12 protein-coding genes and 2 pseudogenes are annotated in these 14169 nt (G+C 63.9%); 10 read left to right on the forward strand and 4 right to left on the reverse strand.

All coding sequences use genetic code 11. The features are described 5' to 3' along the window. The first annotated feature begins 74 nt into the window (after positions 1 to 74). Both H7U37_RS07045 and feoB read left to right on the forward strand, forming a co-directional pair. On the forward strand, positions 75 to 332 hold the full coding sequence (locus H7U37_RS07045) for a FeoA family protein (protein WP_243413757.1): 258 nt from the start codon (positions 75 to 77) through the stop codon (positions 330 to 332). Continuing rightward, entirely contained in the window at positions 329 to 2398 is a 2070-nt protein-coding gene (gene feoB, locus H7U37_RS07050) for a ferrous iron transport protein B (RefSeq protein ID WP_204874725.1), read from the forward strand. The genes H7U37_RS07045 and feoB overlap by 4 nt, the downstream gene beginning before the upstream one ends. A 40-nt stretch (positions 2399 to 2438) precedes the next feature. Here feoB and H7U37_RS07055 read toward each other — a convergent pair whose 3' ends face one another. From H7U37_RS07055 to H7U37_RS07065, 3 genes and pseudogenes are all read right to left on the reverse strand, one after another. Next, a complete protein-coding gene (locus tag H7U37_RS07055) occupies positions 2439 to 2900 on the reverse strand; it encodes a threonine/serine exporter family protein (RefSeq protein ID WP_204874726.1) in 462 nt (153 codons plus the stop codon). Next, positions 2897 to 3676: a threonine/serine exporter family protein gene (locus H7U37_RS07060; RefSeq protein WP_338049800.1), complete on the reverse strand. Its 780-nt coding sequence runs from the start codon at positions 3674 to 3676 to the stop codon at positions 2897 to 2899. Before H7U37_RS07060 ends, H7U37_RS07055 begins: the two co-directional genes overlap by 4 nt. 93 nt (positions 3677 to 3769) lie before the next feature. Beyond that, positions 3770 to 3868 (reverse strand): annotated as a pseudogene (locus H7U37_RS07065) (AbrB/MazE/SpoVT family DNA-binding domain-containing protein); the annotation flags it as partial. Between the two features lie 200 nt (positions 3869 to 4068). Between H7U37_RS07065 and H7U37_RS07070 the strand changes: the two are divergent. From H7U37_RS07070 to H7U37_RS07105, 8 genes are all read left to right on the forward strand, one after another. Next, positions 4069 to 5241 carry a cation diffusion facilitator family transporter gene (locus tag H7U37_RS07070; RefSeq protein ID WP_204874729.1) on the forward strand — a complete coding sequence of 391 codons (1173 nt, stop codon included), beginning with the start codon at positions 4069 to 4071 and terminating at the stop codon, positions 5239 to 5241. 86 nt (positions 5242 to 5327) lie between these two features. Continuing rightward, a complete protein-coding gene (locus tag H7U37_RS07075; protein WP_204874730.1) occupies positions 5328 to 6020 on the forward strand; it encodes a response regulator transcription factor in 693 nt (230 codons plus the stop codon). Between the two features lie 19 nt (positions 6021 to 6039). Further along, positions 6040 to 7470, forward strand: coding sequence for a sensor histidine kinase (locus H7U37_RS07080; RefSeq protein WP_204874732.1), 1431 nt, complete (start codon positions 6040 to 6042; stop codon positions 7468 to 7470). A 34-nt stretch (positions 7471 to 7504) separates the two neighbouring features. After that, the gene (locus H7U37_RS07085; RefSeq protein WP_272873469.1) at positions 7505 to 8827 is read left to right on the forward strand and encodes a S1C family serine protease; all 1323 of its coding nucleotides are present in this window, start codon (positions 7505 to 7507) and stop codon (positions 8825 to 8827) included. 187 nt (positions 8828 to 9014) lie between these two features. Further along, positions 9015 to 10172, forward strand: coding sequence for an amidohydrolase (locus H7U37_RS07090; protein WP_207751957.1), 1158 nt, complete (start codon positions 9015 to 9017; stop codon positions 10170 to 10172). An 84-nt stretch (positions 10173 to 10256) separates the two neighbouring features. After that, a complete protein-coding gene (locus tag H7U37_RS07095; RefSeq protein ID WP_204874737.1) occupies positions 10257 to 10910 on the forward strand; it encodes an Ig-like domain-containing protein in 654 nt (217 codons plus the stop codon). Positions 10911 to 11544: 634 nt separating this feature from the next. Continuing rightward, the gene (locus H7U37_RS07100) at positions 11545 to 13056 is read left to right on the forward strand and encodes a 4Fe-4S dicluster domain-containing protein (RefSeq protein ID WP_204874739.1); all 1512 of its coding nucleotides are present in this window, start codon (positions 11545 to 11547) and stop codon (positions 13054 to 13056) included. A 43-nt stretch (positions 13057 to 13099) separates the two neighbouring features. Next, positions 13100 to 13555 (forward strand): helix-turn-helix domain-containing protein, encoded by a 456-nt coding sequence (locus H7U37_RS07105; protein WP_204874740.1) that lies wholly within the window; start codon positions 13100 to 13102, stop codon positions 13553 to 13555. 85 nt (positions 13556 to 13640) lie between these two features. On the opposite strand, the pseudogene H7U37_RS07110 reads toward H7U37_RS07105, so the two are convergent. Further along, positions 13641 to 14169: pseudogene (locus H7U37_RS07110) on the reverse strand (hypothetical protein); the annotation flags it as partial.

Below are 14169 nucleotides of genomic sequence, written 5' to 3' on the forward strand. Positions count from 1 at the left end.
GGAGGGATGAAGAATAGGATGAGACAGACGGCGGCCGACGGCCAGCCGTTGAACAAGCGGAAACGAGGAGAGCAATGATGGAAGCAATGATGACCTTGCCGGAGCTTCCGGTGGGGATATGGGGACGGGTGGTCCAGATAAACGCGCCGCCCGCCATGGCCCGGCGCCTGATGGAGCTGGGTCTCATTCCGGGCACGCGGGTCTGCCGGACGGCGGAGAGTCCGGCGGGAGATCCGTCGGCCTATCTGATCCGGGGCGCGGTGGTGGCGCTGCGGCGCCAGGACGCCGGAGGCATTCTGTTGTATCCGGAGGAAGGAGGGGAGGGGCGATGAGAGAGACGGAAGGCCGCCGGCCGGTGATTGCGTTGGCGGGCAGTCCCAACGTAGGCAAGTCCACGCTGTTCAACCGTCTCACGGGCATGAGACAGCATACGGGGAACTGGATCGGAAAGACCGTGGCGGTGGCCCGTGGCCGCTGCACCCGCGGCGGACGGGACTGGACGGTGGTGGACCTGCCGGGCGCCTATTCGCTCCAGGCCAAGTCGGCGGAGGAGGCGGTGGCCCGGGACTTTTTGTGCTTTGGCGGCGCGGACGGGGTGGTGGTGGTGTGCGACGCCACCTGTCTGGAACGGGGGCTCCACCTGGTGCTCCAGGTTTTAGAGCTTCAGCCCCGGACGGTGGTATGCGTTAATCTGATGGACGAGGCGCGCCGGAAGGGGATCGAAGTGGATGTGGACGCCCTGTCCCGCAAGCTGGGGGTACCGGTGGTGGGGACCGACGCCGGGCACGGAAAGGGGCTGGAGGCGCTGCTGTCCGCGGTGGAGGAGGTGCTGGCCAAAGCGCCGGAGGCCATGACGCCCCGTTATCTGCCGCCCATAGAGGAAGCCCTTGCGCAAGTGCGGGCGGCGCTGCCGGCGGAGGTACCGGTGCCGGAGCGGTGGCTGTCGGTCCGCCTTTTGGAGGGGGAAGGGCCCTGGAAGGAGCTGGAGGAGCGGCTGGGACGGGACATACGGCGGACGGATGGGGTACCGGAAGCGGTGGCGGCAGCCCGGGACCGTCTGGCGGAGGCGGGGATAGAGGGGCGGCTTTTGTCGGAGCGGCTGGTATCCTGTCTGGTGTGGCAGGGGGAGGAACTGGTGCGGGGTGTGGTGGAGCAGCCCGAAACGCGCCCAAGGAGCGGGGGAGACCGGCTGCTGACCAGCCGGGCGCTGGGCGTTCCGCTGATGCTCCTTACCCTGGGGGTGGTGCTGTGGCTCACCCTGTCCGGGGCCAATATCCTCTCCGGCTGGCTGACGGCGGGCCTTTTTTGGATCGAGGACCGGCTGACCGCGGCATTTGCGGCGTTGGGGGCGCCCGACTGGCTTCACGGCGCGCTGGTGCTGGGGGCGTACCGCACCCTGGCCTGGGTGGTGGGGGTGATGCTGCCTCCCATGGCCATCTTTTTCCCGCTCTTTACCCTGCTGGAGGACCTGGGCTATCTGCCCCGGGTCGCCTTTTTGCTGGACCACGCCTTCCAAAAGGCCCGGGCCTGCGGCAAGCAATCGCTGACTTTATGTATGGGATTCGGGTGTAACGCGGCGGGGGTGGTGGGATGCCGCATCATCGACTCCCCCCGGGAGCGGCTCATCGCCCTGCTGACCAACAGTTTTATACCGTGCAACGGACGTTTGCCCACCCTGATTGCCCTTATCACCATGTTTTTTGTGGGCGCGGAGGGGATGGGGGGCAGCGTCCGGGCGGCGCTGCTGCTGACGGCGGTGATTTTGCTGGCGGTGCTGGTCACCTTCGGGATGTCCCGGCTGCTGTCGGCCACGGTGCTCCGGGGGGAGCCCTCCGCCTATACGCTGGAGTTACCCCCCTACCGGCGTCCCCGGGTGGGACAGATTTTGATCCGGTCGGTGCTGGACCGGACCCTCTTTGTGCTGGGCCGGGCGGCGGCGGTGGCGGCGCCGGCGGGGCTCATCCTGTGGCTGTGCGCCAATGTGGAGGTGGAGGGACAGACCATTTTGTTCTGGATCACCCACTATCTGGACCCTTTGGGGCGCTTTTTGGGGATGGACGGGGTGATTCTGGCCGCCTTTTTGCTGGCCCTCCCCGCCAATGAGATCATGCTCCCCATTGTGCTCATGGCCTACGTCTCAGGGGGCAGCCTGACGGAGGTGGGCAGTCTGTCCGGCTTTCACGCCCAGCTGGCCGCCCAGGGCTGGACGGGTCTGACGGCGGTGTGTACCATGTTATTCTGTCTTTTCCACTGGCCCTGTTCCACCACCTGCCTCACCATGGCCAAGGAGACGGGGAGCGCCAAATGGACCGCCCTGGGGGTGGTTCTTCCCACGGCGGTGGGGGTGGTACTCTGCGCGGTGGTGGCGGCCGTGGGCCGGGCGCTGGGGCTAGGGTGAAAAAGAGGACGGCCGAAAAGGCCGTCCTGAAGGGGAAGATTCAGTTGTCGTCCCGCCGGACGCTGGTATGCCAGCCGAAGAGACGGCCGGGCAGGGAATAGGCCGCCAGAATGCCCAACGCGATGGCGCCGGCCAGTTTTAAGGTCTCGCCGCCGGCGGCGGAGGCTTGGACGCCCAGGTCCAGAAAGACATAGTAGGCGGTGTTGTAGATGGCGGCGCCGGGGACCAAGGTAAAGATGCCGCTGACCAAAAAGACCAGGGTGGGGGTGCGGCGGAGGGTGGAGAACCAGCGGGCGCAGGCCGAGAGGGTGAGGGTGGCCAAAAAGGTGGCCAGCACGTCGGAGCCCAGCCTCTGCTGGGCCAGGCGGTAGACCAGCCAGCCCACCGCCCCCACCAGGGCGCAGTAGGGAAAGTGCCGGACATTGACCCGGAAGAGGACGGAAAAGGCCACCGTGCCGATGGCGGCGGCCGCCAGCTCCAAGAGCAGGGTAAGGGGATTCACAGCGCCACCACCCCTCCCGTCAGCGCGTTCCAGGCGGTGATGACGCACCCCACACCCACGGCGATGCACCCGGCGGTGAGGACCGCGTCGGTGAGGCGGACCAGTCCGGCCAGGTAGTCGTTCTCCATAAAATTGCGCACCGAAATGGCCAGCGGCACTCCGGGCGCCAGGGGAAAGATGGCCCCGATGATCATGCGGTTCAGGTGGGGCGCCGCCCCCAGCTGGAAGGCGCAGCAGCAAAAGAGGGTCACCAAGGCGCTGGAGAGAATGTTGGACATAACCTTGCCCACCCGGAAGGGCTGGCAGCAAAAGAGGAGAAAAAGATAGAGGAGGAATCCGGCGCACAGGGCCACCCCGCAGTCCCGCCACATCCCGCCGAAGAGGAAGCAGAAGGAAGCGCTGCCCACCCCGGAGGCCACGATCTGGGCCAGCGGTCCGGGACCGGAGAGGGACCGGATGCGCGCCAGCTCCGCTTGGGTCTCCAGGGGATCGGACTCACCGGCTTCGATGCGGCGGGACAGGTCGTTCATGGCCTCCACCCGGTCCAGCTGGATGGGGGAGAGGGGGATGTGCCGCACCTGACAGGAGTGATGGACCCCGTCCACCACCGCCGAGAGAAAAATGCCGTTGGCAATGGTAAAGACGTGGCACTCGTTGAGCCCGAAGCGCCGGGCGGCGCAGTCCATGATGGCGTTGGTGCGGAAGATCTCGCCGCCGGAAGAGAGCATGGTCTCGCCCAGGGCCAGGACCAGATCAAAGGTCTCCTTTTCGCTCACAGCAGGCATCTCCTTTTCTCAAACAGGGTTCGTGAGATACCTTACTGGAAAGCGGCCCGTTTGTCAAGGGGCGTGCCTCCATGTGTCCCGGGAGGGGTCACCCTCGCGGATACGCATGGTGCGGCGGATCTCCTTGGGAATGACGATGCGGCCGAGATCGTCGATGCGGCGTACAATGCCAGTGGCTTTCATATCACGATTCCTCCCGCGGTTTTTGGTAGACAGAGGTTAGTATCCGCAAGAAATGGTGGCGTATGCAGTTTTTTTATTGGCTTTGTCTGGAAAAAGGGAGACAAAGGGGGGCGTTTGGACCGGTGGGGAAGCTTGACGCTCCGGGCCGTTCGTGGGATAATAAATAGAATTACCTGAAAAAATCAAAAGAGGGATGTAAGATGACACAGCTGCTGCTTAGGCTTTTTGTGCGGGACTATCAACAGACCAAGGACCCGGAGGTGCGCACCCGCTACGGGCTGCTGTCCGGCGTGGTGGGGATCGTGCTCAACCTCCTCTTGTCCGGCGGAAAATTCCTGGCCGGTACCCTCAGCGGGTCCATCTCCATCACGGCCGACGCCTTCAACAACCTGACCGACGCCGGCTCCTCGGTGGTGACGCTGGTGGGGTTCCATATGGCCGGCCAGAAGGCCGACGACGACCACCCCTTCGGCCACGGACGGGTGGAGTATCTGGCGGGATTGCTGGTGGCGGGGATCATCCTGCTGGTGGGCTTTGAGCTGGCCAAAAGCTCGGTGGACCAGATCCTCCATCCGGAGGAGGTGCGCTTTTCCTGGGTGTCCGCCGGCGTGCTGGCGGCCTCCATCGCCGTCAAGCTGTGGATGAGCCTTTTTAACCGGGGCCTCTCCCGGCGCATCGACTCGGCGGCCATGGCGGCCACCGCCGCCGACTCCCTGTCCGATGTGGCCGCCACTTCGGCGGTGCTGCTGGGCGGCATCGTGGGGGCGCTGACCCACCTGCCCATCGACGGCTGGGCGGGCCTGCTGGTGTCGGTGTTCATTCTGCGGGCCGGTCTGGGCGCCGCCAAGGACACCATTGATCCCCTGCTGGGCAAGAGCGCCGACCCGGAGCTGGTGCGGGACATTGAAAAGACCGTCCTCTCCCATCAGGAGGTGGTGGGCATCCACGACCTGGTGATCCACGACTACGGCCCCGGCCGGTCCATGATGTCCCTCCACGCCGAGGTGCCCATGAACGCCGACATTATGGAGGCCCACGACGCCATCGACCACATCGAGCGGGAGTTGAAGGACAAATACCACATCCTTACCTCCATCCATATGGACCCCATCGCCACCGACGACAGCCGGGTCACCGAGATGCGCACCCGGGTGGCCGACCTGGTCAAGGAGATCGACGAGACCCTGACCATCCACGACTTCCGCATGACCGACGGCCCAGACCACACCAATCTCATTTTTGACGTGGTGGCCCCCCACCGCTTTTCCCTGAGCGACGAGGCGCTGGTGGAGGAGATCCAGCGGCGGGTCCGGACCCTGGGGGAGCGCTATTTTGCCGTGGTGCAGGTGGACCACTCCTTTGTGGAGGGATGATTTACAAAAAATTCACCCAATTTTGGGAAAAAAGGTTTACACTCACGAAAAGAGACGACACGCCCAAGGGCGAAGGAGGATGACCCATGGCACGAAAGGTACTGATCGTGGAGGACGAGACCAACATTGCCGAGCTGCTCCATCTCTATTTGGAGAAGGAGGGCTTTGAGACGGCGGTGGCGCCGGACGGGGGAAAGGGTGTGGAGCTGTTCCGCTCCTTCCAGCCGGACCTGGTGCTGCTGGATATCATGCTGCCGGTGATGGACGGCTGGTCGGTGCTCAAAAAGATCCGGGAGAACGACCGCACGCCGGTCATCATGCTCACCGCCAAGGGGGAGACCGACGACAAGGTCAACGGCCTGGAGATGGGCGCCGACGACTACATCGTCAAGCCCTTTGAGATGAAGGAGGTGCTGGCCCGCATCCACGCGGTGCTCCGCCGCTTCGGGGAGGAGGAGACCGGGGAAAAGAAGCTGAGCTTTGACAAGCTGGTCATCAATCTGGACTCCTATGAGCTGCTGGTGGACGGCAAGCGGGTGGATACGCCCCCCAAGGAGCTGGAGCTGCTCTTTCATCTGGCCTCGTCGCCCAACCGGGTCTTTACCCGCAACCAGCTGCTGGACGAGGTATGGGGCTTTGACTATTTCGGCGACTCCCGGACGGTGGACGTCCACATCAAGCGTTTGCGGGAGAAGCTGGAGGGCGTGAGCGAGCAGTGGTGTCTCAAGACGGTGTGGGGCGTGGGCTATAAGTTTGAGGTCAACGCCGCCAACGGGTGAGCGGAACAGGAGGGCAGGCATGAAAAGTCTCTACGGACGGGAATTTTCCATTATGGCCGGTGTGATCCTGCTCTCTTTCGCGCTGCTGGCCGGCGCCTTTGTGACGCTGACCTATCAGTATACGATCCGAGAGAAGCAGGACGCCATGGAGCGGACGGCGGATACCATTGCCGACTTTACCAGCGCCATGCAGAATGCAAACGTCAGTCTGCTGGACAGCAGCTATCAGGCCTATCTTGCGGCCATCTCCAACATTTCCGACGCCTATGTCATGATCTGCGACGAGGAGGGGCAGGTGCTGCTCAGCTCCAAGGGGGCCCTGCGGGACGGTGCGCCGCCGTCCGTACCCACGTCGGTGGCCAGGGAGGTCTCCCAGAACGGGGGGTATAACGACATCACCAGTCTGGGCGGCCTCTTTCCCGAAAAGCGCTATACCGCCGGTCAGATGGTCACCGTCTCCAACCTGATGGGGCGGGAGATTGCCTGCGGGATGGTCTTTGTGTCGGCCAGCATGTCCAGCGTGACCGCGCTGTGGCAGGATCTGTCGGCCATTTTCTTCATGACGGCGGCGGCGGTTTTGTGCGTGGCCTTTCTCACCAGCTCGGTGACCTCCCGCCACCAGACCAAGCCCCTTAAGGAGATTGCCGACACGGCCCGCCGGTTTGGTCACGGGGAGTTTGACGTCCGGGTCACCGGCTACGAGCACCGCAAGGACGAGGTGGGCGAGCTGGCCGAGGCCTTCAACGCCATGGCCGATTCCATCGCCCAGTCGGAGGCCAAGCGCAGCGAGTTCATCGCCAACGTCTCCCACGAGCTGAAAACTCCCATGACCACCATCGCCGGCTTTGCCGACGGCATTCTGGACGGCACCATCCCGCCGGAACGGGAGCGGGATTATCTGAAAACCATCTCCTCGGAGACCCGGCGGCTGTCCCGCCTGGTGCGGCGGATGCTGGATCTGTCCCGCCTTCAGTCCAGCGAGAACGTGACGGCCCAGGAGCCCTTCGACACCGCCGAGGTGATGCTCCGGGTGCTGGTGAGTCTGGAGACCAAGATCAACGCCCGGCATCTGGACGTGGACGCCCACCTGCCCGACGGTCCGGTGATGGTGTGGGGAGACCCGGACGCCATCACCCAGGTGTGCTACAATCTGCTGGACAACGCCATCAAGTTTTCCGACGAGGGGACCACCATGGGGATCGGGATCACCACAAAGGGGGGCAAGGCCTATGTGTCGGTGCGCAACCAGGGCAAGACCATCCCGCCGGAGGAGCTGTCCCTTCTCTTTGACCGGTTCCACAAGGCGGACCACTCCCGCAGCGCCGACCGGGACGGCGTGGGTCTGGGGCTTTATATCGTGAAAACCATTCTGGGCAATCACAAGGAAAACATCACCGTGACCAGCAGCGAAGGGGTCACGGAATTTACCTTTACCCTGACGCTGGCCTGAGGGGCCGGTATGGGGGCAAGGGGGGAGGAAAGGGATGCACAGCTATTATTATGACCGGCCCGACGGGCAAAAGGGGCGGCAGGACCAGAGCGGAACCCTGCCGCCCAGCGACTGTCCGCCCATCTGTCTGACGCCGCCCCGGTTTCCGTCGGCGCAGGAGCAGCGGGAGGTCCGGCGGGCATGGAAGAAGGAGCGGCGGCGCAGACGCTGGAAGAAGGTGCTGGCGGCGGTGCTGATTGCGGCCCTGGTGGTGGGGAGCGGAACGGGCCTTGGCCTGGGAGCCCTGGTGCTGCTCCAGCGGTACGCCGCCGCAAACCGGGAGGAGAACGGCGTGATCTGGATGGGAGAGGAAGAGGCCCAGGAGCAGCCCACTCTGGTGGAGCGCGCGCCGCTGGTGGAGGGGGTCTCTCTGACGCTCTCCCCGCTGCCGGAGGGGGAAGCGCTGACCTATCAGGAGATTTATGAAAAATGCCTGCCTTCGGTGGTGAGCATCCAGGCCGGCAGCGAAAATGCGGTCTCGGAGGGGAGCGGCATCGTCTGCACCGCCGACGGCTATATTCTCACCAACAGCCATGTGATCGAAGGGGCCCGCTGGGTGGAGGTGGTGCTGCTGGACGGCTCGGAGACCAGCTATGAGGCCAAGCTGGTGGGGCGGGACGGCCAGACCGACCTGGCGGTGTTGAAGATCGAGGCCCAGGGGCTGACGCCGGCGGAATTCGGCGACTCGTCGCTGGTACAGGTGGGGGATCTGGCCCTGGCGCTGGGCAATCCGCTGGGCGCCCAGTTTGCCGGCACCCTCAGCGACGGCATCATCTCCTTCCGGGATCGGGGGGTCACGGTGGAGGGCTATGAGATGGAGCTCATCCAGACCACCGCCGCCCTCAACTCGGGCAACTCCGGCGGGGCGCTGCTCAACGCCTACGGCCAGGTCATCGGGGTGACTACCCTGAAAATGATCTCCGACTCGGACACCATCGAGGGTCTGGGCTTTGCCATTCCCTCCGGTACGGTCAAGACGGTGGCCGACGCGCTGCTGGCCGAAGGGCACATCTCCGGCCGGCCCACTCTGGGCATTCTGGGCCGCAGCCTCAGCGTCCGGGAGTGCCTGGAGGCGGGAGTCACCGGAGGAGTCTATGTGTCGTCGGTGGAGGAGGCCTCCGACGCCTGGGACAAGGGCCTGCGGTCGGGTGACATCATCGTGGGGGTGAACGGCCAGGCGGTGTCGTCGGTGGAGGACATCAACGACATCAAAAGCGCCCTGTCCGCCGGCGACGTGCTGGAGCTGGAGCTGGTGCGGGACGGCCAGCGCCGGACCATCCGGGTGGAGCTGGTGGAGCAGTACACCCTGGACGCATAACAAGAAAAAAAGGAGCGGCTCCGGAAACGGAGCCGCCCAAAGAAAGATAGAGAGAAATGGGATGTGGGGCCAGAGGGAAGGGCCCCGTGTCAGCGTACCAAGATACGACTGGTTGAGCTGCAAGAATAGATTACATGATTTTCCAGAGAATGTCAACCAGAACTTTTGTCGAAAGAGAGCGGATTCCATGCTGATTGTCAACGGAGTGGTCCATCCCATGGACGGACCGGTCATTTCCAGGGGCTTTGTGCGCCTGGAGGGGAAGAAGATCGCCCAGGTAGGGGCAATGGAGGAGCTGACGGCCCGGGAAGGGGAAGCAGTTCTGGACGCGCAGGGGGGGCACATCGTCCCCGGTTTTGTGGACGCCCACTGTCATCTGGGCCTGTTCGGCGACGGGCTGGGCTTTGAGGCCGACGACGGCAACGAGTCCACCGACCCCTGTACGCCTCAGCTGCGGGCCATCGACGGGGTGAATGTGCTGGACCGCTGCTTTCAGGAGGCGCGGGAGGGGGGCGTGACCACGGTGCTCACCGGTCCGGGGAGCGCCAACCCCATCGCCGGGCAGTTCGCCGCCCTGAAAACCGACGGCCGCTGGGTGGACGAGGCCATTGTAAAAGCGCCGGCGGCCATGAAGTTTGCCCTGGGCGAGAACCCCAAGACGGTGTATAACGAGCGGAAGGAGACGCCGGTGACCCGCATGGCCACGGCGGCCCTCATCCGGGAGCAGCTGGCCAAGGCGGTGGAATACCGGGACAAGCAGGAGAAGGCCGACGCCGACCCGGAGACCGATCCTCCGGAGCTGGATGTAAAGCTGGAGGCCTTAACAGCGGTAACGGCGGGCGCGTTGCCGGCCCATTTCCACGCCCACCGGGCGGACGACATCGCCACGGCGGTGCGCATCGGCCGGGAGTTTGGGCTGAACTATGTGATTGTCCACGGTACCGAGGGCTACCGTGTGGCGGAGCTGCTGGCCGAGGCGGGGGTAGGGGTCATCACCGGTCCCTGTCTGGGGGACCGGAGCAAGCCGGAGCTGGTGAACATGACCATGGAAAACCCGGTGCTGCTGGCCAGGGCGGGGGTCAAGGTGGCCATCTGCACCGACCATCCCGAGACGCCCATCCAGCATTTGCCTCTTTGCGCGGCCATGGCGGTGCGGGCCGGCATGGACCCGGAGGAGGCGCTGGCGGCCATCACCCGAAACGCCGCCGAGATCGCGGGCATCGGCAAGCGGGTGGGCACCCTGACTCCGGGGAAGGACGGCGACGTGGTGGTGCTGTCCGGTCCGCCGCTGGACTGGCAGAGCGGCGTCACGGCGGTCTTTCTCAACGGGAAGCGGGTGCGCTGACAAATTCCGTCATTCAGCCGTTGACGGGAGCGGGCAGGCCGTGTACAATAAAAAGGACAAGAAATCGACTGGAGGGAGCTTGCTATGGCCAAGAAACCGGGCAACGCCCAAAATAAAACCATTCATTGCGACATTTGCGGCGAGGATTACGCCGCTACCTATAAACGCTGCCCCTTCTGCGAGGGGGTCCCCCCCGAAGAGCAGGAAAAGCGCGGCAAAAGCGGCACGCGCACAAACACCCGGGGGGGCGGCTACTCCAAGGCTACCCCCAAGGAGATGCTCATCACCGTAGTTTCTCTGGCCCTCATCGTGGCGGCGGCGTGCATCGTGGTGTCTATCCTGATGCCCCTCATCAGCAACGGGGAGCCGGTGCCCTCCACGACGCCCTCGGCGGCGCCCACGGCCTCGGCGACCCCCACCGCCTCGCCCACGCCCGCCATTCCCGCCGACCAGACGGCCACCGGGCTCACCCTGGACCAGGAGGAGTTCACCATCAGCGATAAATATCCGGAGCCGGTGACCATCCACGTGGAATTCCAGCCCGCCGGCAGCAAGGGCTATGTGGAGTGGACCAGCAGCGACGAGAGCGTGGCCACGATTGAAGCGGTAACCGGCGAGGACGGCAGCCAGAGCGTGATTGTGACCGCTGTGGGCAAGGGTCAGACCACCATTACGGCCACCCTGGCCGGCGGAGCCGCCAGCGCGGAATGCCTGGTGCGTTCCTCCATCAGCGGCTGAGCACAGGAAGCGATAAACGGGAAAAAGAGGAGCGGTTTTGGGACCGCTCCTCTTAGCTTGTCAAAAAAGTCTGTTGTCTCCAATCAAAACGCAAGTATCCTGAGAATCGTTTTTCGATTTTCCATATAGGAACGGCCCTACGCGGGCGGCGCCAGGCCCCGCAGCGTTAAAAAATGTGCCGGTGGCACATTTTTAGCGGAGGCCGAGCGGCTATGCCGCGAGGAGGGAAGCAAAGGCAACAGAAGGGGGGATACCCCCCTTCTGCACTTCCCCCAGGCGCTTTCACGGCTCCTTCTGCGCTGCGTAGGGGGCGGACACTGTCCGCCCCGTCTTTCCTGTGGGCCCCGCCGCCCTCGCGGGGTAATAGGACATCCTCCCACCGCGTAGGGGCGACCTTTGTGGTCGCCCGCTTCCATGCAGGCAGTTTGACGTTTCCTGCACCGCGTTCCACTGCTTTGACCGCCTCAGAGGAGCGGTTTTGGGACCGCTCCTCTCTTTTTGTATCAGATTGGACAGTGTTGGAAAAAATTTTACCAAACTCATCAGTCTTTCTTGCGAAGCGGTAAAATTCACGTTATACTATTGCTGATTCAGAAAACAGCAGCCAACACTGTGTGAAAGGTGGATTTGGAACATGAGAGGAGTTTACACGTCGATTACCGAGATTCGGCGCAACATCTTCACCGAGATCGCCCGTATGGCCTACGGCGACGGGGACTACGCCAAGGAGATCGAGGAGCTGCCCTTCAAGATCCTGCCCGGCGAGCAGGCCCAGTACCGGGACAGTATTTTCCTGGAGCGGGCCATCGTGGGCGAGCGTCTGCGTCTGGCCATGGGTCTGCCGGTGCGCACCGCCGCCGAGTCGGCCCCCATCTCCAAGGGCATCGAGGAGTGTACCAAGCCGGAGACCTACTATGAGCCCCCCCTCATCAACATCATCAAGTTTGCCTGCCACGCCTGCCCGGAGAAGCGCGTGGTATCGACCGAGGCCTGCCAGGGCTGCCTGGGCCATCCCTGTACCGTGGTGTGCCCCAAGGACGCCATCCACATTGTCAACGGCCGTTCCGTCATCGACCAGGACAAGTGCATCAAGTGCGGTCGCTGTGTGTCCGCCTGCCCCTACAACGCCATCATCAAGCAGGAGCGCCCCTGTATGGCGGCCTGCGGCGTCAACGCCATCGGCTCCGACGAGTATGGCCGGGCCTCCATCGACTATAACAAGTGTGTGTCCTGCGGCATGTGCCTGGTGAACTGCCCCTTCGGCGCCATTGCCGACAAGAGCCAGATCTTCCAGCTCATCCAGGCCATGAAGCACGGCGAGCACGTCTATGCCGCCGTGGCCCCCGCCTTCGTGGATCAGTTTGGTCCCAAGGTCACCCCCGAGAAGCTGCGCGCCGCCATGAAGGCCCTGGGCTTTACCGACGTTCTGGAGGTGGCCGTGGGCGCCGACCTGTGCGCCGCCGAGGAGGCCCGGGACTTCGTGGAGGAAGTGCCCGAGAAGCTGCCCTTTATGGGCACCTCCTGCTGCCCCGCCTGGTCGGTGATGGCCAAGCAGCAGTTCCCCGAGTACGCCCACTGCATCTCCATGGCCCTGACGCCCATGGTGCTCACCGGCCGTCTCATCAAGATGAAGCACCCCAACGCCAAGATCGCCTTCATCGGGCCCTGCGCCGCCAAGAAGCTGGAGGCCATGCGCAAGAGCATCCGGAGCGATGTGGACTTCGTGCTCACCTTTGAAGAGATGATGGGCCTCTTTAATGCCAAGAACATCGACATCGAGAACATCGAGGAGGAGGAATTCCTCTCCGAGTCCAGCACCGACGGCCGCAACTTCGCCTTCAGCGGCGGCGTGGCCCAGGCCGTGGTCAACTGCATCAAGCAGACCCACCCGGACATGGAGGTCAAGGTGGCCAGCGCCCAGGGCCTGGAGGAGTGCCGCAAGATGATGATGATGGCCAAGGCCGGCAAGTACAACGGCTATCTGCTGGAGGGCATGGCCTGTCCGGGCGGCTGCGTGGCCGGCGCGGGCACCATGGTGGCCCCGGAAAAGACCGCCGTTTCGGTCAAGCGCTATGCCGCCAAGGCGGAGAAGAGGTTCTGCACCGAGACCGATTATCTCAAGGATCTGGAGCGCCTGGAGGAGTGATATGCTCCATCCACGGCGGAACACAAGAGAGGAAGCGTAACAGATGGTAACCATGGCACAGCGCATCGAAGCCCTGCGGACCGAGACGGGACTGAGCCGTCCGGCGCTGTCCGCCGCGCTGGGATTCCCCAAAAACGCGGTGGAGAAGTTTGAGACCGGCCGGCAGACCCCCACCAAGGAGCAGCAGGAAAAAATGGCCGCTTACTTTGGGGTGTCCATCTTCTACCTGCGGGGAGAGAGCAGCGACCGGACCCGGCAGGACGACTGGATGGACTTTGCCGGGGTAGAGGACCCCACACCGGTCTCCGCGCCCAAGCCGCCGGCGGCAAAGCCGGGCAAGGCGGTTAAGACCGGGGAGGGAACCGTGCTGGACGCGGTTTTGTCGGGCCGTCAGTTTCAGGATCTGCTCCGTTCCGCCGTGCTGGATACCCTCAGCTCGCCGGAGGGCCAGGAGCTCATTGCCAAGGTGGTCCGGCGGGAGCTGGAACGCCGCAGATAAAAGATAAAAAATAAAAAAGGAAGCGCACGCTGTTGGAAGTCCGTTCCCACAGCGTGCGCTTTCTCTATCTCTTATCTTTTATCTCTTATCTCCACGTGGGTATGGCCATGTCCGGGTGGGTCTGATGGATGAGGTCGGCCAGGGCCTGCATTTCCTCATGGGTGGGTTCCCTGGTTTTCTGATAAAAGTGGACGGTGATGCCGTCGGCTTCCAGGGAGAAGGAGCCGATCTCCTCATAGGCGGGGGCGATGGCCAGGCCGTTGAGGAGGCAGTAGGCGGGGGCCCAGACCACCTGCTGGTTTTCCTCTCCCAGGTGGAGCTGGATGGGGTCGGCCACCGCCAGGATGTCGCAGTCATAGAGCTGGGGGGAGAAGCCGTCCCGCTGGTCCACCGCCGCCAGGTCGATGAGGTAGCTCCGGTCCACGTCGGACACCCGGGGAAGGGAGAGGGAGTCCTCGGCGTAGCGCACCATGCTCAGGTTGAGGGTGAAGGAGGAGGAGAGGAGGCCCACCGTCTCCCCCCGGGCGCCGAATTGCTGGTCCATGTAGCGCAGCAGCTCCACCACGTCCATGGCGCCTTCCCGCCGGGGCGGGGCGTAGGCGAAGGTGGGGAGG

Source organism: Pseudoflavonifractor phocaeensis (genome assembly GCF_016901735.1).
Classification (GTDB): Bacteria; Bacillota; Clostridia; order Oscillospirales; family Oscillospiraceae; genus Pseudoflavonifractor_A.